At 54.4% G+C, this 19,692-nt stretch carries 18 protein-coding genes; 5 read left to right on the forward strand and 13 right to left on the reverse strand.

Annotated features, from left to right (window positions below; genetic code table 11):
- The first annotated feature begins 121 nt into the window (after positions 1–121).
- Positions 122–1,789, forward strand: coding sequence for an energy-dependent translational throttle protein EttA (ettA, locus tag MUU46_RS08710; protein WP_159760872.1), 1,668 nt, complete (start codon positions 122–124; stop codon positions 1,787–1,789).
- A gap of 81 nt (positions 1,790–1,870) precedes the next feature.
- Here the strand turns inward: ettA and nadR are convergent, their stop codons facing one another.
- The 3 genes from nadR to serB form a co-directional block, all read right to left on the reverse strand.
- Positions 1,871–3,103, reverse strand: a complete 1,233-nt coding sequence (nadR, locus tag MUU46_RS08715; protein WP_159760870.1) for a multifunctional transcriptional regulator/nicotinamide-nucleotide adenylyltransferase/ribosylnicotinamide kinase NadR — start codon at positions 3,101–3,103, stop codon at positions 1,871–1,873.
- A 178-nt stretch (positions 3,104–3,281) separates the two neighbouring features.
- Entirely contained in the window at positions 3,282–4,664 is a 1,383-nt protein-coding gene (radA, locus tag MUU46_RS08720) for a DNA repair protein RadA (RefSeq protein ID WP_110510686.1), read from the reverse strand.
- A gap of 9 nt (positions 4,665–4,673) precedes the next feature.
- Positions 4,674–5,645, reverse strand: coding sequence for a phosphoserine phosphatase (gene serB, locus MUU46_RS08725; protein WP_159760868.1), 972 nt, complete (start codon positions 5,643–5,645; stop codon positions 4,674–4,676).
- Positions 5,646–5,748: 103 nt separating this feature from the next.
- Here serB and MUU46_RS08730 point away from each other — a divergent pair, with 103 nt between their 5' ends.
- Together MUU46_RS08730 and lplA are read left to right on the forward strand one after the other, a co-directional pair.
- Positions 5,749–6,396: a YtjB family periplasmic protein gene (locus MUU46_RS08730; protein ID WP_159761778.1), complete on the forward strand. Its 648-nt coding sequence runs from the start codon at positions 5,749–5,751 to the stop codon at positions 6,394–6,396.
- 36 nt (positions 6,397–6,432) lie between these two features.
- Complete coding sequence (lplA, locus tag MUU46_RS08735; protein WP_258965317.1) at positions 6,433–7,449, forward strand: lipoate--protein ligase; 1,017 nt, start codon at positions 6,433–6,435, stop codon at positions 7,447–7,449.
- A gap of 24 nt (positions 7,450–7,473) precedes the next feature.
- Here lplA and MUU46_RS08740 read toward each other — a convergent pair whose 3' ends face one another.
- From MUU46_RS08740 to deoC, 5 genes are all read right to left on the reverse strand, one after another.
- Complete coding sequence (locus MUU46_RS08740; protein WP_258965318.1) at positions 7,474–8,094, reverse strand: DUF2238 domain-containing protein; 621 nt, start codon at positions 8,092–8,094, stop codon at positions 7,474–7,476.
- Between the two features lie 111 nt (positions 8,095–8,205).
- The gene (deoD, locus tag MUU46_RS08745; protein ID WP_095280675.1) at positions 8,206–8,928 is read right to left on the reverse strand and encodes a purine-nucleoside phosphorylase; all 723 of its coding nucleotides are present in this window, start codon (positions 8,926–8,928) and stop codon (positions 8,206–8,208) included.
- 92 nt (positions 8,929–9,020) lie between these two features.
- The gene (gene deoB, locus MUU46_RS08750; RefSeq protein ID WP_258965319.1) at positions 9,021–10,244 is read right to left on the reverse strand and encodes a phosphopentomutase; all 1,224 of its coding nucleotides are present in this window, start codon (positions 10,242–10,244) and stop codon (positions 9,021–9,023) included.
- 51 nt (positions 10,245–10,295) lie between these two features.
- Complete coding sequence (gene deoA / locus MUU46_RS08755; protein ID WP_159761782.1) at positions 10,296–11,618, reverse strand: thymidine phosphorylase; 1,323 nt, start codon at positions 11,616–11,618, stop codon at positions 10,296–10,298.
- 107 nt (positions 11,619–11,725) lie between these two features.
- Positions 11,726–12,505 (reverse strand): deoxyribose-phosphate aldolase, encoded by a 780-nt coding sequence (gene deoC / locus MUU46_RS08760; RefSeq protein ID WP_159761783.1) that lies wholly within the window; start codon positions 12,503–12,505, stop codon positions 11,726–11,728.
- Between the two features lie 228 nt (positions 12,506–12,733).
- Here deoC and MUU46_RS08765 point away from each other — a divergent pair, with 228 nt between their 5' ends.
- Together MUU46_RS08765 and MUU46_RS08770 are read left to right on the forward strand one after the other, a co-directional pair.
- Positions 12,734–14,272, forward strand: a complete 1,539-nt coding sequence (locus MUU46_RS08765) for a YjjI family glycine radical enzyme (protein ID WP_258965320.1) — start codon at positions 12,734–12,736, stop codon at positions 14,270–14,272.
- Entirely contained in the window at positions 14,244–15,107 is an 864-nt protein-coding gene (locus MUU46_RS08770) for a YjjW family glycine radical enzyme activase (protein ID WP_258965321.1), read from the forward strand. Before MUU46_RS08765 ends, MUU46_RS08770 begins: the two co-directional genes overlap by 29 nt.
- Position 15,108: 1 nt before the next feature.
- Here MUU46_RS08770 and MUU46_RS08775 read toward each other — a convergent pair whose 3' ends face one another.
- The 5 genes from MUU46_RS08775 to osmY all read right to left on the reverse strand — a co-directional run bounded on the left by MUU46_RS08775 (position 15,109) and on the right by osmY (position 19,404).
- The gene (locus MUU46_RS08775; RefSeq protein WP_159761786.1) at positions 15,109–16,386 is read right to left on the reverse strand and encodes a NupC/NupG family nucleoside CNT transporter; all 1,278 of its coding nucleotides are present in this window, start codon (positions 16,384–16,386) and stop codon (positions 15,109–15,111) included.
- 145 nt (positions 16,387–16,531) lie between these two features.
- Entirely contained in the window at positions 16,532–17,335 is an 804-nt protein-coding gene (locus MUU46_RS08780; protein ID WP_258965322.1) for a TatD family hydrolase, read from the reverse strand.
- Complete coding sequence (locus MUU46_RS08785) at positions 17,332–18,405, reverse strand: patatin-like phospholipase family protein (RefSeq protein WP_258965323.1); 1,074 nt, start codon at positions 18,403–18,405, stop codon at positions 17,332–17,334. The genes MUU46_RS08780 and MUU46_RS08785 overlap by 4 nt, the downstream gene beginning before the upstream one ends.
- Positions 18,406–18,519: 114 nt before the next feature.
- Entirely contained in the window at positions 18,520–18,681 is a 162-nt protein-coding gene (locus MUU46_RS08790; RefSeq protein WP_007373037.1) for a DUF1328 domain-containing protein, read from the reverse strand.
- 111 nt (positions 18,682–18,792) lie between these two features.
- Positions 18,793–19,404, reverse strand: a complete 612-nt coding sequence (osmY, locus tag MUU46_RS08795; protein ID WP_258965324.1) for a molecular chaperone OsmY — start codon at positions 19,402–19,404, stop codon at positions 18,793–18,795.
- Between the last annotated feature and the right edge of the window lie 288 nt (positions 19,405–19,692).

Consider the following 19,692-nt stretch of genomic DNA (forward strand, 5'->3'; position numbering starts at 1 on the left):
CGTTATGAACACTTTTTTACCTTTACTGTTATCACGATCGCCTGGCTGGGATTAGCGTGGGAAAAAGGCTACACTTCGCCTTTGACTCCTTATCATCAAAATAAAAGAGGCGAAGTCCAACGTGGCTCAATTCGTTTATACCATGCATCGCGTCGGTAAAGTGGTCCCGCCGAAGCGTCATATTCTGAAAAACATCTCACTGAGTTTCTTCCCTGGCGCAAAAATCGGTGTACTGGGCCTGAACGGTGCTGGTAAATCCACCCTGCTGCGCATCATGGCCGGTATCGATACCGACATTGAAGGTGAAGCGCGTCCGCAGCCAGGTACCAAAATTGGTTACCTGCCGCAGGAGCCGAAACTCAACCCGGAACAAACGGTTCGCGAATCCGTTGAAGAAGCCGTTGCTGAAGTGGTTAACGCCCTGAAAGGCCTCGACGAAGTCTATGCGAAGTATGCCGAACCGGATGCCGATTTCGACAAACTGGCAGCTCAGCAGGGCAAGTTCGAAGAAATCATTCAGGCGCACGACGGTCACAACCTGAACGTGCAGCTTGAGCGCGCCGCAGATGCGCTGCGTCTGCCGGAGTGGGATGCGAAAATCGAAAATCTGTCCGGTGGTGAGCGTCGCCGTGTGGCACTGTGTCGCCTGCTGCTGGAAAAACCAGACATGCTGCTGCTCGACGAACCAACCAACCACCTGGATGCTGAGTCTGTGGCCTGGCTGGAACGCTTCCTGCACGACTTCGAAGGCACCGTGGTGGCTATCACCCACGACCGTTACTTCCTCGATAACGTGGCGGGCTGGATCCTCGAACTGGACCGCGGCGAAGGCATTCCGTGGGAAGGCAACTACTCTTCCTGGCTTGAGCAGAAAGATCAGCGTCTGGCGCAGGAGGCCTCTTCAGAAGCCGCTCGTCGTAAATCTATCGAAAAAGAGCTGGAGTGGGTACGTCAGGGCGCGAAAGGCCGTCAGTCTAAGGGCAAAGCCCGTCTGGCACGCTTTGAAGAGCTCAACAATACCGAATACCAGAAACGCAACGAAACCAACGAACTGTTTATTCCACCAGGTGCACGTCTGGGGGATAAAGTGGTTGAAGTCAGCAATCTGCGCAAATCCTACGGCGAGCGTCTGCTGATTGATGATCTGACCTTCTCCGTGCCGAAAGGCGCGATTGTCGGCATCATCGGTCCGAACGGCGCGGGTAAATCTACCCTGTTCCGTATGATGTCAGGCCAGGAACAGCCAGACAGCGGCAGCATCACCCTGGGTGAAACGGTCAAACTGGCTTCCGTTGATCAGTTCCGTGACGCCATGGATAACAGCAAAACCGTGTGGGAAGAAGTGTCTGGCGGCCTGGATATCATGAAGGTCGGTAACACCGAAATGCCAAGCCGAGCATACGTGGGACGCTTTAACTTCAAGGGCACCGACCAGGGCAAACGCGTTGGCGAACTGTCCGGTGGTGAGCGTGGTCGTCTGCATCTGGCAAAACTGCTGCAGGTAGGCGGGAACGTGCTGCTGCTCGATGAACCAACCAACGACCTGGATATCGAAACCCTGCGCGCGCTGGAAAACGCCCTGCTGGAGTTCCCGGGCTGCGCAATGGTTATTTCCCACGACCGTTGGTTCCTTGACCGTATCGCCACCCACATTCTGGATTACCAGGATGAAGGTAAAGTGGAATTCTTCGAAGGTAACTTTACCGAGTACGAAGAGTACAAGAAACGCACCCTCGGCGCAGATGCGCTGGAGCCGAAGCGTATTAAGTACAAGCGTATTTCGAAGTAATTTTGCGGTCTGATGCCTTTTCCTGGTGGGAAAGGCTGAAATGACAAAACCGGGCAGCTTTCACAGCGCCCGGTTTTTTGTTTAGCCCTGCTCACCCATCATCTGCTTCACCAGCTCAACACACCGCAGGAAGCGGGCGTCGTAATCTGACTCTTCAACGTGAACGTACTCAATGTTGTTCTCTTTGAGCATATCGACCAGCATGGTCTGAAACTCTTTTCTGTCCACCGAACTGCCCAGGCTTCGCAGACCATCGGCGACCCACGGGGTATTATTTTCCAGCACGATAACCAGGTCGAAACGGTATTCGTCGATCAGTGCCTGCACGAACGGATGCTCGCGGCCTTCGTATTTCTTACAGAAAGCCTGAGTGGTTACAAAGTCGGTATCAATAAACGCCACTTTATTGGCATATTTTACCGCGAAATCAATGTACTGCGCATGACCCAGCGCGATTTTATCGTAATCGGAATACTGCAACGCCATCTCGTCACCGCCCAGATGAGAAAAGACGTAATCACGGCCATATTCCCAGGCACTGGTGGTGTTGAAGATGTTGGCGAGCTTATTCACCATCATCGACTTACCGCTTGATTCGCCGCCCAAAATCGCCACTGTACGCACAAAGAACGGTTTTACTTCGGTTGGAATGTATTCCCAATAGCGCGACGGGTTCTCACGAATTTGCGCCCCGCTGATGTTCATGAACGTGCGCTGCGGATCGATAAGCACGGTTTCGATTCCAAGGTGCTCGCGGAACTGCGGGGCATCGGCTTCTTCGGAAGTGTAAATCCAGTTCGGCTCAATCCCCTTCTCTTCCATGAAGGCCTTGATACCATTACTCCAGACGTCCCAGCCGTGCGGATACGGCTCCATGCCTTCTTCATTAAAGGCGTGAATGCGGATATTTTTTTGGTATTTGAAGGTTTGTAGCAGCCAGCGCAGACGGTCAGATACCGTCGGCTGCTGCGACATCGCGCTGTCTTCGAACAGCGCCCGGTCGCGCTTTTCGTCGTAGCCCATGATGACGTGTAGTTCATCGACCTGGCTTCCAGCTCGCTGGAGCAGATAAATATGACCGGTATGCAGCGGATAGAATTTGCCGAACACGACGCCGACATTTTTCTGCTGGCGTGGAAACTCAAGCGCCAAAAAGCGGTGTAGCGCTTCAAGTTTCTGCGCGCTCGGGCTTTTGATTTTGGCGTTCAGCAACTGGCTAAGGTAGCCCTTGGTCATCCCGCTGGCGTCCGCCACCTGCTGTAGCGTGCAGCCTTTCTGGCGAATCGCGGTTTTAATGTAATCGAACGATGACAAAGGAGCCTCCTGCTGATGATCTCTCCCGGATTAGCCGGGCACATGTAGAAATCCCCTATCGATTTCTGGTGGCAGGAAGGCGGCAAGTGAACGAGGCCCGATGAACTTAGAAAACTAAGTGATTCGGGTGAGAGAACGTAGCCAACACACCTGCCGCCGGAAAACGACGGGTATTTAATTATAAGTCGTCAAAGACGTTCAATGCATCGGAAAGCTTTTTCACGCCAAAAACCTTCATCCCTTCTGGTACTTTTTTCGGCACGTTGGCGGCTGGGACAATAGCACGACGGAAGCCGTGTTTAGCCGCTTCGGAAATACGCTCCTGGCCGCTCGGCACCGGGCGAATCTCACCTGAAAGCCCGACTTCGCCAAACACCACCAGATCCTGCGGCAGCGGGCGATCGCGAAGGCTGGAAACCATCGCCATCAGCAACGCCAGATCGGCACTGGTTTCAGTGACCTTTACGCCCCCCACCACGTTGACGAACACGTCCTGATCGAACATCTGCAGACCGCCGTGGCGATGCAGCACTGCCAGCAGAATAGAGAGGCGGTTCTGCTCCAGACCTACTGCAACACGGCGCGGATTGCCCATCATAGACTGATCGACCAGCGCCTGAATTTCTACCAGCAGCGGGCGCGTGCCTTCCCAGACCACCATCACCGAGCTTCCGGACGTCACTTCATCGCCGCGACTTAAGAAAATGGCCGACGGATTGCTGACTTCGCGCAAGCCTTGTTCGGTCATGGCGAACACGCCGAGTTCGTTCACTGCCCCGAAGCGGTTTTTATGGCTGCGCAGAGTGCGAAAACGGGAATCCGCATCGCCATCCAGCAGCACAGAACAGTCAATACAGTGCTCCAGCACTTTTGGACCGGCCAGCGAGCCATCTTTAGTGACGTGACCGACCATGATGATCGCCACGCCGCGGGTTTTGGCAAAGCGCGTTAAATAGGCCGCGCTCTCACGCACCTGCGCCACGCTGCCCGGCGACGACTGAACGTCCGCCATGTGCATCACCTGGATGGAGTCGATAACCATCAGTTTCGGCTTTTCTTCCTCAGCAATCTGGCAAATCTGCTCAATGCTGGTTTCAGACAGCATATTGAGATTCGACGCCGGTAAACCGAGGCGGTGCGCGCGCATTGCAACCTGCTGTAAGGACTCTTCACCGGTCACGTACAGGGTTTTCATGTTTTCACTGAGCAGACATAGCGTTTGCAGCAACAGCGTGGATTTACCCGCACCAGGATTACCGCCAATCAGGATCGCACTGCCAGGCACCACGCCGCCGCCAAGAACGCGGTCGAATTCTTTAAAACCGGTAGAAAAACGCGGTAGCTCTTCAAGACTGATTTCTGACAGCTTCTGTACTTTCGATACGCCAGAAGCCCCCGCGTATCCACTCAGACGCTCATTGCGTGCCACGGTTGGCGAAGCGGCAATGCGCATCTCGGTAATGGTGTTCCAGGCATGACAGGCGCTGCATTGTCCCTGCCAGCGCGGATAATCCGCGCCACACTCGTTACAGACAAACGCGCGTTTGGGTGCTTTCGCCACAATAACCTCTTACTTTTGATTCATGCTGCCGGAGAGAATGCAGAACACGCCCATCAGGTCAGCGTGACGGATGGTAATTTCCGTCTGCTCGTTAACTTTCGGTTTGGCATGATAGGCGATGCCCAGCCCCGCCGCTTTGATCATCGGCAGATCATTGGCACCGTCGCCAATCGCTACGGTCTGCGCGGTCGGGATTTCGTACGTTTCGGCCAGGCTTATGAGGGTGGTGGCTTTATACTTCGCATCCACGATGTCGCCGGTAACATTACCGGTCAGCACACCGTCACGAATCTCCAGTTCATTGGCCACCGCCGCCGTCAGACGCAGTTTGTCCTTCAGATAATCTGCAAAGAACGTAAAACCGCCGGAGGCAATAGCCACTTTCCAGCCCAGCGTTTCCAGCTTCAACACCAGCTGGGTCAGACCCGGCATCAGCGGAAGCGTATCGCGAACCTGACGCAGAATGTTCGCATCTGCACCTTTCAGCGTGGCGACGCGCTGGCGAAGACTGGCGGTGAAATCCAGCTCACCGCGCATGGCGCGCTCGGTCACTTCGGACACCAGCTCACCGGTGCCCGCCAGTTTAGCAATTTCATCAATACATTCGATCTGGATTGCTGTGGAATCCATATCCATAACCAGCAGACCCGGCGTGCGCAGATGCGGGATTTTCCCCAGCGGTGCCACGTCCAGCCCGGCATCATGCGCCAGGCGCGTTGCGCGCGGCGTCAGTGAACCCGCCAGGCGAATGACCTGATAATCTTCAACACACCATGCGGCAACAATCACCATCGCCGCACCCAATTTGTGCTGATAATCGGTCAGGCGCTGCTTATCGAGACGACGGCCATACAGCAGCCAGCCGCTGCGTCCGGCATGGTAATCCAGCGGCATGACTTCATCACCGCTTAAAGACAGCGGCAGCCCAGGCCAGAAGGAGACATCCTCGGGCAGGTCGCACCAGGTCAGACTGTTCGGCATTACAGCTCCAGTAATCGAGATTTGAGCAGGAAAATAACGCATGAGGCTACCTTGTATCCAGCGCTTCTGGCAACATTAAGCTGTAAATTTTCAAAGGTGGAATATGGTTCGCGCAAAACTGAAATTTCGGCTGCATCGCGCCGTGATCGTCCTTATCTGTCTCGCCCTGCTGGTTGCCCTGATGCAAGGGGCGTCGTGGTTCAGTCAAAGCCACCAGCGGCAGCGTAATCCGCAGATGGAAGAACTGGCCCGCACACTCGCCCATCAGGTCACGCTGAACCTGACGCCGCTAATGCGTTCAGAAACGCCTGATGAGAAGAAAATCAATCAGTTGCTGACGCAGCTGACCACGAGCAGCCGCCTGTTAGATGCCAGCGTCTATGACGAACAAGGCGATTTGGTCACTCACGCCGGAGAAAGCGTGAACGTTCGCGACAGACTGGCGCTCGACGGAAAAAAAGCCGGGGGATATTTCAATCAGCAGATCGTCGAACCCATTCAAGGGAAGAATGAACCACTCGGCTACCTGCGGCTGACGCTCGACACCCATACGCTGGCGACGGAAGCCAAGCAGGTGGATAACACCACCAACATTTTACGCCTGATGTTGCTGCTTTCGCTGGCGATCGGCGTGGTATTGACCCGTACGTTGCTGCAAGGCAAACGCACCCGCTGGCAGCAATCCCCATTCCTGCTGACGGCCAGCAAGTCCGTGCCGGAAGAGGATGAGGGCGAGGCGAAGGATAAGTGATAAATTATATGAATCATTAAAGAAAGGAAATCTGCTATGTCGACGCTACGTTTGCTCATCTCTGATTCATACGATCCCTGGTTCAATCTGGCGGTGGAAGAGTGTATTTTCCGCCAGATGCCAGCCACCCAACGCGTCCTGTTCCTGTGGCGCAACGCGGATACCGTGGTGATTGGTCGGGCGCAAAACCCATGGAAAGAGTGCAATACACGGCGCATGGAGGAGGACAACGTGCGCCTTGCGCGTCGCAGTAGCGGCGGTGGCGCGGTGTTTCACGACCTCGGTAATACCTGCTTTACCTTTATGGCCGGCAAGCCGGAATACGATAAAACCATCTCGACCAACATCGTCCTTAACGCGCTGAATTCATTGGACGTGGAAGCTGAAGCTTCCGGACGTAACGATCTCGTCGTCAAAACCGAGGATGGCGATCGCAAAGTCTCTGGCTCTGCCTATCGCGAAACGATGGATCGCGGTTTTCATCACGGTACTCTGCTGCTGAATGCCGACCTCAGCCGTCTGGCCAATTACCTGAACCCGGATAAGAAAAAGCTGCAGGCAAAAGGCATCACTTCCGTGCGCGGTCGGGTGGCTAACCTGACCGAACTGCTGCCAGGCATCACTCATCAGCAGATTTGCGATGCGGTGCAGGAGGCATTCTTCGACCACTACGGCGAGCGCGTTGAAGCCGAAGTAATTTCCCCGGACAAAACGCCGGACTTGCCTAATTTCGCGGAAACCTTTGCCCGTCAAAGCAGTTGGGAATGGAATTTCGGTCAGGCACCGGCGTTCTCGCATCTGCTGGATGAACGCTTTACCTGGGGTGGAGTCGAGCTGCATTTTGACGTAACGAAAGGCCACATCACGCGTGCACAGGTCTTTACCGACAGCCTGAATCCGGCCCCGCTCGAAGCCCTTGCGGCGCGTTTGCAAGGCAGCCTGTATCGCGCAGAGAGTCTGCAACAGGAATGTGACGCGCTATTAGTTGATTTCCCCGAACAAGAAAAAGAGCTGCGAGAATTATCAGCATGGATAGCGCTAGCGGTTCGCTGATTCACTTGCTTTTGTAGCCCGAAATTACGTCGCGGTCAGGCTTAGCTGGCGTGTGTGCCAGCGGCTGAGGAACGTCACCGTGAAGATAGCGCCTAGCAGCGCACAAAGCATATCTGATTGGGTATCCCAGGGGTCGCCCTGGGTTCCCAGAAACTCATCCGCGCCCTGCCCCATTGCCAGTGCTGCCCACCACTCGACAAATTCATAGCAAGCACTGATCGCCAGCGCAATGCAGCAGACAATGAAATTCAACATCTTCGCTCCCCGTACCACGTGACAGCGAAGCAGAATTTCTCTGGCTACCAGCGCAGGCACCAACCCCTGGAAGAAATGCCCCAGTTTGTCATAAGGGTTGCGGCTTAAATCAAACCATTCCTGAACCGTAAAACCGATGGGCACTTTGGCGTACGTATAAAGTCCGCCGACCATCAGGATGATGGCGTGGAAAAAGATAAACGTATAAAGCAACGAGGTCAGCGGAAAACGTCGGTGAGTCAACCACAGTAGCGGGAGGATAACCATCACCGGAATCACTTCCATCAACCAAGTGGCCTTGTCGCTCGCCATTACACCAGTGAAAACCATGAGTAGCACTAACAGCAACGCACCTGTTTTGAGGCTAAATGCAGCGGGAGTTGTGAGCATGTTCTTCATCCCTGAAGGATAAACGCCATTCAGGCGCGGAAACGTATCAATAGCACCAAAAATGACGAAAAAAAAGGACCCGAAGGTCCCTTTATTCTAAGCAGGTTTCCCTTACTCTTTATCGCCCAGCAATACAGATTCCAGCGCGATTTTGATCATGTCGTTGAAGGTGGTCTGACGCTCAGCAGCAGTGGTCTGCTCGTGAGTACGGATATGGTCAGACACGGTGCAGATGGTCAGCGCTTTCGCACCAAACTCCGCCGCAACGCCATAGATACCAGCTGCTTCCATCTCCACGCCCAGGATGCCGTATTTTTCCATCACGTCGAACATTTCGCCGCCGTCCGGGGAATAGAACAGGTCCGCAGAGAAGATGTTACCGACGCGCGCGTCAACGCCCAGCGCTTTCGCTGCATCGACGGCGTTACGCACCATGCCGAAGTCAGCAATCGCCGCGAAGTCGTGATCTTTGAAACGCATGCGGTTTACTTTGGAATCGGTGCAGGCCCCCATGCCGATAACCACATCACGCAGTTTAACGTCCATGCGCACAGCGCCACAGGAGCCCACGCGGATGATTTTCTTCACGCCGAAATCGGTGATCAGCTCTTTGGTGTAGATGGAGCAAGACGGGATACCCATCCCGTGACCCATTACGGAAATTTTACGGCCTTTGTACGTCCCGGTGAAACCCAACATACCGCGCACGTTGTTCACTTCGCGGACATCTTCGAGGAAGGTTTCAGCAATGTGCTTCGCACGCAGCGGATCGCCCGGCATCAGTACGACGTCTGCGAAATCACCCATTTCTGCGTTAATGTGTGGAGTGGCCATCATTATTTCCTTTTTATGTTTAATTCACCGGATATCGAACCCAGTTAACCTAACCGTAGGCCCGGCAAACCTCACGCCGCCGGGCACTCCCATCACAGCATATTTTTGCCGTAGTCCATTGCTGAGGTACCGAAATACGCCGCCAGCGTCTGGCCGATATCCGCGAAGGTTTCACGATGGCCCAGAGAACCCGCTTTCACTTTCGGGCCATACACCAGCACAGGAATGTGTTCACGGGTGTGGTCCGTACCGGTCCAGGTCGGGTCACACCCGTGGTCAGCGGTGAGAATGATGATGTCATCTTCACCCACCAATTCCAGCAGTTCAGGCAGACGGCGGTCGAAAAGCTCCAGTCCAGCAGCATAACCCGCCACATCGCGACGGTGACCCCATGAGGAGTCGAAATCGACGAAGTTAGTGAAGACGATAGTGTTGTCGCCTGCGTCTTTCATCTCTTTGATGGTGGCATCAAACAGCGCGTCGAGACCGGTAGCTTTCACTTTTTTGGTGATGCCGCAGTTAGCGTAGATATCCGCGATTTTACCGACGGAGACCACGTGGCCGTCTTTCTCATCGACCAGTTTCTGCAGCACGGTCGGTGCTGGCGGTTCAACGGCCAAATCGTGACGGTTACCGGTACGCTCGAAGTTACCGGCTTTATCGCCAACGAATGGGCGCGCGATCACGCGGCCAATGTTGTATCCACCTTCGGTCAGTTCAACGCGTGCGATTTCACACAGCTCATACAGCTTATCGAGACCGTAAGTTTCTTCGTGGCAGGCAATCTGGAACACGGAGTCAGCGGAGGTATAGAAAATCGGTTTGCCGGTTTTCATATGCTCTTCGCCCAGCTCGTCCAGAATCACGGTCCCGGAAGAGTGGCAGTTACCGAGGTAACCCGGCAAGTTCGCGCGTTCCACCAGTTTGTTGAGCAGCTCCTGCGGGAAGCTATTGTCGTGTTCCGGGAAGTAGCCCCAGTCAAACAGCACAGGCACACCGGCGATTTCCCAGTGACCTGACGGGGTGTCTTTCCCGGAAGAAAGTTCATGCGCCCAGCCGTATGCGCCAGTAACTTCAGCGTTGCCGTCCATGCCCGCGGCAACGTTGCCAGTCGAGCCTTCGTGGGCTTTCACCAGACCCAGACGGGTCAGGTTTGGTAGGTTCAGCGGGCCTTTACGGCCTTTGTCTGCTTCACCTTTTGCACAGGCCTCTGCGATATGGCCCATGGTGTCGGCCCCGACATCGCCGAAACGTTCTGCGTCTTCAGTGGCGCCGATACCAAAGGAGTCCAGCACCATAATAAATGCACGTTTCATATCTTCTCCGTACGTTTTGCGCTGCAAAAAAGCGATCAGATCAGTATACCGCTATTGTGTGATTCGACGATAGACCGTTGGGGTTTCTTTCGGTGCGCTATCGTCCAGTTTAATTGCCGCTTTCACTGCTTTAGCGGCTTCCTGCCAGCTTGCTTCATCTTTAGCGTGAATCACTGCCAGCGGACGCTGTCCGTCAACGCTGTCGCCCAGAGGCGTCATATCGGTAAAGCCAACGCTGTAATCAAGTGCATCAGAGGCCTGACGACGACCGCCGCCCATTGAAACGACCGCCATTCCCAGCGCGCGAGTGTCCATCGCCGACACGAAGCCTTCGGTGTCAGCGTAAACCGCTTTGCTGAGCATCGCCGTCGGCAAGTATTTCGCGTAGTTTTCGACGAAATCTGTCGGGCCTTTCTGCGCAGCCACCATGCGGCCAAAGATTTCCGCCGCTTTACCGTTATCCAGTACCGCCTGCAGTTTAGCGCGAGCTTCGGCTTCGTCCTGCGCCAGACGACCGGAAATCAACATTTCAACGCACAGCGCCATGGTCACCTCGAACAGGCGAGGATTGCGGTATTCGCCGGTGAGGAACTGCACGGCTTCACGCACTTCGACCGCATTCCCTGCGCTGGATGCCAGCACCTGGTTCATGTCGGTCAGCAGTGCGGTGGTGCGTACGCCAGCCCCGTTGGACACGCCAACGATGGCTTCAGCCAGCGATTCGGAAAGCGCGTAAGTCGGCATGAATGCGCCGCTACCCACTTTGACATCCATCACCAGTGCGTCCAGCCCTTCGGCCAGTTTTTTTGCCAGAATGGAAGCGGTGATCAGCGGAATGGAGTCAACCGTTGCGGTAATGTCGCGGGTCGCATAAAAACGTTTATCTGCAGGCGCGAGGGAGCTGGTTTGCCCAATAATCGCCACGCCTGTATTTTTAATAATGTCGCGGAAACGGTTGTCGTCCGGGAAGATATCAAACCCCGGGATCGCTTCCAGTTTGTCGAGCGTGCCACCCGTGTGTCCCAGACCACGCCCGGAAATCATCGGCACGTAGCCGCCACAGGCCGCAACCATCGGGCCGAGCATTAACGACGTCACATCGCCCACGCCGCCGGTGGAATGCTTATCTACAATCGGCCCGTTTAAATTCAGGCTCTTCCAGTCAAGTACGGTGCCGGAATCCCTCATCGCCATGGTCAGCGAGACGCGCTCCGGCATGGACATGTCGTGGAAGAAAATGGTCATCGCCAGGGCGGCAATCTGCCCTTCCGACACGGTGTTATCACGGATGCCATTGATGAAGAAACGGATTTCTTCATCACTCAGCGTGTGACCATCGCGTTTTTTACGAATAATTTCTTGTGCGAGAAACACGGTACCCCCCATGAGGAATCGGGTGAATTGTGGCGGGTGGCGCGATGCTTACCCGCCCTACGATCCAGTAGCCCGGATAAGCAAAGCGTCATCCGGCAATTTTTGAATTAATAAGAGCTGCCGCTCTTACCGTCGCCATGGCCCAGCGCTTTCAGCAGGCTCGCGAGCAGGCTGGATGCACCAAAGCGGTAATGACGCGCATCGGCCCAGTCGGCGCCGAACAGGTCATCAGCAATCGCAAGGAAGGTCTGCGCGTCTTCAGCAGTACGTACGCCGCCCGCTGGTTTGAAGCCCACGGTCTTTTCCACGCCCATATCGCGAATAACTTCCATCATGATGCGCGCGCTTTCAGGAGTCGCGTTTACCGGTACTTTACCGGTAGAGGTTTTGATGAAATCAGCACCGGCTTTGATGGCGATTTCAGACGCTTTACGGATCAGCGCTTCTTCTTTCAGTTCACCGGTTTCGATGATCACTTTCAGCAGAACATTCGCTGCCGCACAGGCATCTTTACAGGTCTTCACCAGGTCAAAACCAACCTGCTCGTTACCGGCGATCAGCGCACGGTATGGGAACACCACATCAACTTCGTCAGCGCCGTAAGCGATGGCTGCGCGAGTTTCTGCCAGCGCGATGTCGATGTCGTCGTTACCATGCGGGAAGTTGGTGACGGTCGCGATACGCACGTCAGGCGTGCCCTGCGCGTTCAGGGTCTTACGCGCAATAGGGATAAAGCGCGGATAAATGCAGATTGCCGCAGTATTGCCCACCGGGGTTTTCGCCTGATGGCACAGGGCTATCACTTTCGCGTCGGTGTCATCATCGTTGAGGGTGGTCAGGTCCATCAGTTTTAACGCGCGCAGGCTGCTTGCTGTTAAATCGGTCATATTATCTCCGGTGTGTAATTTTACCTTGCGGGTCTGTGACTATTTTAACACCGACCCAGCGTTTCACTTCGATCCCCATCACAGTTAATGAAATACAGATACAAATTTGCATTCCTGTAATGAGACATTTATCACTCTTTAAAGCGACGGCGAGGGCATATGGATCAAAAGCCCCGCCGACGCTTTTCTCTACAATGCCCTCATCGCCATCGCGTCTGAGGAACTTCTATGTCTGACTCTTTTGAGCAACGCTGCCAGAACATTGTGACCAGCAATACGTTGAGCCCCGAGCAAAAACGTCACTTCCTGGCGCTCGAAGCAGAAAACGCGTTACCTTACCCAGAGCTGTCAACAGAAGCCCGGATGGCGCTGGATGACGGCGTAATCTGCGACATGTTTGAAGGCCACGCGCCCTACAAACCACGCTACGTTTTGCCTGACTATGCCCGCTTCCTCGCCAACGGGTCGCAGTGGCTGGAGCTGGAAGGCGCGAAGGATTTAGACGACGCGCTGTCGCTGCTCACGATTCTCTTTCACCACGTACCTTCGGTAACGTCGATGCCGGTTTATCTTGGGCATCTGGATATGATCCTTTCACCTTATGTTAAAATTCTAACACAAGACGAAATTGATATTCGAATAAAACGTTTCTGGCGTTATCTCGACAGATCCCTGCCGGATGCGTTTACCCATGTGAATATCGGCCCGAAAGACACACCTGTCACGCGTGCTATTTTACGCGCCGATGCTGAATTGAAGCAGGTCGCACCGAATCTGACCTTTATCTACGATCCAGAAATCACCCCGGATAGTTTGCTGCTGGAAGTGAGCAAAAATATTTGCGAGTGCAGTAAACCGCACATAGCTAACGGTTCGGTGAATGATAAAATTTTCACAAAAAGCCGTTACGGCGTGGTCAGCTGTTACAACTCGCTGCCATTGGCTGGCGGTGGCAGCACACTGGTGCGTCTCAACCTGAAGGAAATTGCGCTGCGAAGCGAATCAGAAGCAGACTTCCTCACTCGCGTTTTGCCCTACTACTGCCAGCAGCAAATCGACATCATTGATGCCCGCTGCGCCTTCCTCTACGAACAATCGCACTTCTTTGAGAATAGCTTCCTGGTCGCAGAAGGGTTGATTGACCCGCAGCGCTTTACCCCAATGTTCGGAATTTATGCCCTTGCCGAAGCGGTGAACGTGCTGTGTGAAAAAGCAGGCAGCCCGGCGCGCTACGGCAAAGATGACACGGCCAATCAGCTGGCCTGGCGCATCAGTGCGCAGTTGGCAGAATTCGTCGAAATGACGCCAGTGAAATACGGTTGGCAGCAGCGGGCGTTGCTCCATGCGCAGTCGGGAATCAGCTCCGACAGCGGTACCACGCCGGGCGCGCGCATTCCTTACGGCAGCGAACCGGACCCGGTAAGCCACCTGCTGACCGTTGCTCCACATCACGCGTTTTATCATGCAGGGATCAGTGACATTTTGACCCTCGATGAAACCATCAAATGTAACCCGCAGGCGGTGATGCAGCTGTGTCTCGGGGCATTTAACGCCGGGATGCGTGAATTTTCCGCCAACGTCAGCGGCAATGACCTGGTGCGCGTCACCGGGTATATGGTGCGACTCTCCGACCTGGAGAAATTCCGCGAGGAAGGTTCACGCACCAACACCACCTGGCTCGGTGAAGAAGCCGCACGCAACACCCGTATTCTGGAAAGACAGCCGAGAGTCATCAGCCATGAGCAGCAGATGCGCTTTAGTCAGTAACATTATTCCGTTCTCCTGCGTCGACGGCCCCGGCAGCCGTCTGACGCTGTTTCTACAGGGCTGTAATCTGCACTGTAAAAACTGCCACAATCCCTGGACTATCGGGCGCTGCAACGACTGCGGAGACTGTGTAGCACCCTGTCCTCACCAGGCGTTATCCATCCAGGACGGGCGCGTTGTGTGGCTGCAAGCAAACTGCCAACAGTGCGATACCTGCCTGAAAAGTTGCCCGCAGCAGGCCACGCCGATGGCACAATCGCTGTCGATAGATGATGTGCTGAAACACATCGCCCGTGCCGCGCCGTTTATCGAAGGAGTAACCGTCAGTGGCGGCGAAGCGACCACCCAACTGCCATTTATCATTGAACTGTTTACGCAGCTCAAAAATACCCCCACGCTGAAACACCTTACCTGCCTGGTCGACAGCAACGGCGAGCTGGGTATAAGCGGTTGGGGAAAGTTACATCCCGTCTGTGACGGCGTGATGGTGGACCTAAAAGCGTGGGAAGAGAACATCCATCAGGCGCTGACCGAACGCAGCAACATGCGTATTAAAACCAGTATTCGCTGGCTGGCAGCGCACCATTTGCTGGCGGAATTGCGTCTGCTGGTCATTCCGGATCAAACGGATTATCTACAGTGTATCGATCCGCTGTCTGACTTTATTCTTTCGCTGGGAGATGTACCGGTAAGGCTGAATGCCTTTCATGCGCATGGGGTGTACGGCGAAGCGCAAACATGGCGCAGCACCTGCGCCGGGGACGTTGAGCCACTTGCGCAGGCACTGCAGAGCCGGGGAATACAGCACGTTATCCTCCCGGCACTTTATTTGTAGATCAGAGTGACAAAAATACCCCGGCAATGGTAGCGCTCATCAGGTTCGAGAGCGTACCTGCCGCTACCGCTTTCAGACCGAGCTGAGCGATATCCTGACGACGGGTTGGCGCCATACTGCCGAGGCCGCCAATCAAAATCGCAATCGACGACAGATTCGCGAAGCCGCACAGGGCAAAGGAGATGATCGCTTTGGTGTGGTCAGAAATGACCTGCAAGCCTGCAGCAGCAACCACCGCATCGTCTTTCAGGTATTCCCCGAAGTTCAGGTAAGCCACAAATTCGTTGATAATGACTTTCTGGCCAATAAACGATCCGGCCACGTTGGCTTCACTCCACGGTACACCGATGACCCATGCCAGCGGCGCAAACACCCAGCCAAAGATCAGCTGCATCGACAGTTGTGGATAGTCAAACCAGCCACCAATCCCGGAGAGAATGCCGTTTAGCAGCGCGATCAGCGCCACGAAGGCCAACAGCATCGCACCGACGTTCAACGCCAGTTGCATACCCGATGCTGCGCCTGATGCAGCAGCATCCAGCACGTTAGACGGACGATCAATTGCCGGCATGTTCGCTTCAAGATCTGGCGAATCGTTTGGCGTTTCGGTTTCCGGCAGGATGATTTTCGCAAACAGCAGACCACCTGGCGCCGCCATGAACGACGCAGCAATCAGGTATTCCAGCGGCACGCCCATCTGCGCGTAGCCCGCGAGAACAGAACCGGCCACCGATGCCAGACCGCCACACATTACCGCAAACAGCTCAGAGCGGGTCATGGTTGCAATATACGGACGCACCACCAGCGGCGCTTCAGTTTGCCCGACGAAAATGTTCGCGGTGGCAGACAACGATTCGGTCCGGGAGGTTTTCAACAGTGCACGCAGTCCACCGCCCAGAATACGGATAACAAACTGCATGATGCCGAGGTAATAAAGCACGGCAATCAGCGATGAGAAGAAGACGATAACCGGCAGTACGCGCAGGGCGAAAACAAACCCGCCGCCGCCGAAGACTTCGAACATTTTGTCGGACACCAGACCGCCAAACAGGAAGCCAATGCCTTCGTTACCATAGGCGATAACATTGGCCACGCCTTCGGACATCGCCAGCAGCACTTTACGTCCGGCAGGGACATAAAGGATCAGCGCCCCTATGGCTATCTGAATTATCCACGCGCCGAGCACGGTACGCAGGTTAATAGCTCGACGGTTACTGGAGAGCAGCACGGCGATGGCGAGCAGCACCATCATGCCAATTAATCCCATGAGGATTTGCATACAGAGTCCCTGTGTATTGAAAGTGAAAGGTTTAAAATGAGAAAAAACTCAGCAATCGCGCCGATTATAACGATCCGTAACTATTCTGTGAGTCCGTGTCACACATTTCTGGCAATAATCTGAATTCAAAACCAAATAATGAGATCTACGTCACTAAACGTGACGCAAATAATAAGGCGGGAAATAATTTTTCTGTGTTATCAGCCAGGGTGCTGGCAATGACAGCAGGCGATTCGGCGCGTAACTCGCACAGCGACTCGAACACCCGTGCGACCTGTTCAGGGCGATTCGCCTGCCCCTGAAAGCCGTTCAGTGGCATATCGGGCGCATCAGTTTCCAGAACTAAAGCAGAAAGAGGAATATGCGCGATCGTTTCCCGGGTTTTACTCGCACGCGGGTAGGTGATGGTGCCGCCGACGCCAATCTTATAACCAAGCTGAATGAATCGCTGCGCCTGTTGCAAGCTTCCGGCAAAACCGTGAACCACACCGGTACACGGCAAATTGTGCCGTTTCAGGTGCATCGCAAGTTTGTCATGAGTGCGACGCGAATGGAGGATCACCGGCAGATCGTAGCGTTTGGCAAGCTTCAACTGCTCATCGAGCAGCGCCTGCTGTTTATCGAATTGTGGATCGTCACGATACAAATCAAGCCCAATCTCCCCCACCGCCACCAGTTTTGGCGGCTTTCGGGCCAGCAGCGTCGCAAGCTGCGCCAGGCTCTCATCATTATGCTTTTCAATCACTATCGGATGCAGGCCCAGTGCGGCATACAGCGGCGAGTGCTCTGCCGCCAATGACAGCACCCAATCAAAGCGCGAGGCTTCCGTCGCTGGGATAACAATATTAGTGACGCCCGCCTGCGCCGCAAGCGTCAGGCTGTGCTCGATATCGTCCACGAATGGTGGGAAATCGAAATGGCAGTGGGTATCGATAAAGCGGAAACTCACGCCAGTCCCTCGTTATCAAAATTGGCGTCGTTGGCCTGCGGCGCATCGACCAGCGTTGCGCTGTGAAGATCGTTAGCAGCCGCTGCGGGGGGAACTACCAGCGGCGCAGGCGTTGACATACGTGGACGGAAACGGGATATCGGTGGCTGGTCGGCCAGCATTTTTCCCATCGTCGCCAGGAAATAGCGTCCACACTGGCGACCGACGTTATAATCTTCCATCAGCGCTGGCAGCCCACTGCCAAGCGCCATGCTTTTCAGCGGTTTAGGTGGGAAAATTTCGAGGATCCGTACTTTTCCCGGCGGCGTTTCAATGTACTGCTGAATGGCGTGGTAGGTCTTCTCATGATGCTGGACTAAATTCACAAACGGCTGCAGGCTGCTTTCGCCCAGCCAGCGTTCCATTCGTTTGAACCACTGCGGCGTGTAATACATCTGCGACGGGACCGTGCGGATAACCACAATGGTTTTTCCGCCACGCTTCACCGCTTCCTGCACCGGAATAGCATCACTTACGCCACCGTCCAGCCAGTTAATGCCGTCGAGCGTCACACCTGGACGATAAAAACCAGGAATCGCACTGGAGGCGCGAATCTGATCCATCCACGTTTCGCGGGTAGGCGAAAAGTAACCAGGCGAATAGTCATCGGCTCGGGAAGCGCACATCAGGAAGGATTTTCCACCGTCAAACTGACGCGCAGCGACGTCCATCGCCAGCGGCATTTTGCTCGCCGTCGCGTCGACCAGCCAGTCGAGATCGATAAGATTACCGCCGCGCACGAAGCGCATCGGATCGAAAAATTCGCGGGAGGTGGTGTAACGGGTGATGACTTTGCGGGCGTAGCCCGGCTGGTTACACACATAGGCAGAAAGGTTTTGCGCGCCGGCAGAAGTGCCTAAGAACAGATCAAACGGGTTGAATCGCGCACGCATGAACTCATCCAGTACCCCGGCGGTAAAAATGCCGCGCTGCCCACCGCCCTCACAAACCAGCGCGAGCTGTCCTGGACGAAAGGGTTTCACCGAAAGTGGCGCAATATTGCCAAGCGTTACCGGAATTCGCTGTCCCACACTGCTTTCCCGTTTTTGATTGTTTTGTTACATCACCATAACGCAGATAAGGATTCTCTTAAACTGATAAAGCCAGTCCAATGGACTGGCTTTGTGTTACGAAAATTAAATCCGCTATGGACGCCGGCGTCCCATGAACAGGCTAACCAGGAACAGAATGATACCGACGATAAAGACAATTTTTGCTGCGCCCGCTGCCGTACCGGCTAAACCACCAAAGCCCAGAGCGGCGGCGATTAACGCGATAACCAGAAATATAATGCCCCAACGAAACATACGATTCTCCTTACCATAGTGAATGTCGACCGCTTTGATGAACGCTCAGGCACTCAAAACGACAGACTCGTTTCCCCGACTATTTGCCGGGGAAGAATGTCTTAAACAGATTTATTTAACTTTAAGGTCGTTCTTCACACTTTTCACGCCATCAACCGCTTTGGTGATGCTCTCGGCACGTTCACTTTGTGCCTGGGAGTCAACCGTACCGGAAAGCTGCACCACCCCATCAGTGGTTTCTACTTTCACTTTTCGGGACGGAACGATGTCGTCAGCCAAGAGTTTGGCTTTGATTTCACTGGTGGTTGCGGTATCGCCCGCATAACCCTGCATACCTTCTTTAGTGCTGTCACGCACGTGGAGCTTGTCGCTGACGGAGGAAACACCCTCTACGCCTTTTGCGACGCTAACCGCTTGCTCCGCCTGAGCCTGACTTTCAACGAAGCCGCTCAGCGTGACCACTTTATCGTCGGTTTTCACCGAAATATCGGTGCTTTTAATCGAATCATGATCGACCAGCGCCGCTTTCACTTTCGCCGTGATGCTGCTGTCGTCCATAAAGTTGCCGACTTTATTCATGGAGTTGTCGACTTTTTGCCCGGCGCTGTCAGCCGCGGATTGCGTTTTATCCATCGTCGTTTCTGCCAGTGCAGAACCGCTGATCATCGCAGTACCCAGCATAATCGCCAGCAGCGTTTTGGACATCTTTTGGCTTGTCATCATCTCGATTCCTGTAGTTTGCTCAGAATTTGAGCTCAGGCGATCTTCATGATCGCATTGCTGTAGGGGTGAACATCACCACAATCTCACAGTTATTAATAGCGCGAAAATCAATATTCATGGGCCGATAGGCTACTTAACATGCGTTAATTAGCGGATTAAGCCAGCAAAATTGTCATCGCTTTGTTAAATATAGCCAACAATTTCTAACTCGCCCGAGCAAACGGCTAAAAAGTGGCGTTTTAGGGCGTGAACGGGCTCATTTAAGAACTTTCTGCAAGGGAATCAAGA

The sequence above is a fragment of the Scandinavium tedordense genome (assembly GCF_024764965.1).
GTDB classification, from domain to species: domain Bacteria; phylum Pseudomonadota; class Gammaproteobacteria; order Enterobacterales; family Enterobacteriaceae; genus Scandinavium; species Scandinavium tedordense.

Bases quoted from the DNA above. Each gene is read 5' to 3' on its own strand.
- MUU46_RS08770 (WP_258965321.1), top strand. From the start codon at position 14,244: ATGAGCAGCAGATGCGCTTTAGTCAGTAACATTATTCCGTTCTCCTGC.
- MUU46_RS08765 (WP_258965320.1), top strand. From the start codon at position 12,734: ATGTCTGACTCTTTTGAGCAACGCTGCCAGAACATTGTGACCAGCAAT.
- MUU46_RS08730 (WP_159761778.1), top strand. From the start codon at position 5,749: ATGGTTCGCGCAAAACTGAAATTTCGGCTGCATCGCGCCGTGATCGTC.
- MUU46_RS08740 (WP_258965318.1), bottom strand. From the start codon at position 8,094: ATGCTCACAACTCCCGCTGCATTTAGCCTCAAAACAGGTGCGTTGCTG.
- deoD (WP_095280675.1), bottom strand. From the start codon at position 8,928: ATGGCCACTCCACACATTAACGCAGAAATGGGTGATTTCGCAGACGTC.
- MUU46_RS08790 (WP_007373037.1), bottom strand. From the start codon at position 18,681: ATGTTTCGTTGGGGCATTATATTTCTGGTTATCGCGTTAATCGCCGCC.
- deoC (WP_159761783.1), bottom strand. From the start codon at position 12,505: ATGACCGATTTAACAGCAAGCAGCCTGCGCGCGTTAAAACTGATGGAC.
- MUU46_RS08775 (WP_159761786.1), bottom strand. From the start codon at position 16,386: ATGCAAATCCTCATGGGATTAATTGGCATGATGGTGCTGCTCGCCATC.
- deoB (WP_258965319.1), bottom strand. From the start codon at position 10,244: ATGAAACGTGCATTTATTATGGTGCTGGACTCCTTTGGTATCGGCGCC.
- lplA (WP_258965317.1), top strand. From the start codon at position 6,433: ATGTCGACGCTACGTTTGCTCATCTCTGATTCATACGATCCCTGGTTC.
- osmY (WP_258965324.1), bottom strand. From the start codon at position 19,404: ATGATGACAAGCCAAAAGATGTCCAAAACGCTGCTGGCGATTATGCTG.
- serB (WP_159760868.1), bottom strand. From the start codon at position 5,645: ATGCCGAACAGTCTGACCTGGTGCGACCTGCCCGAGGATGTCTCCTTC.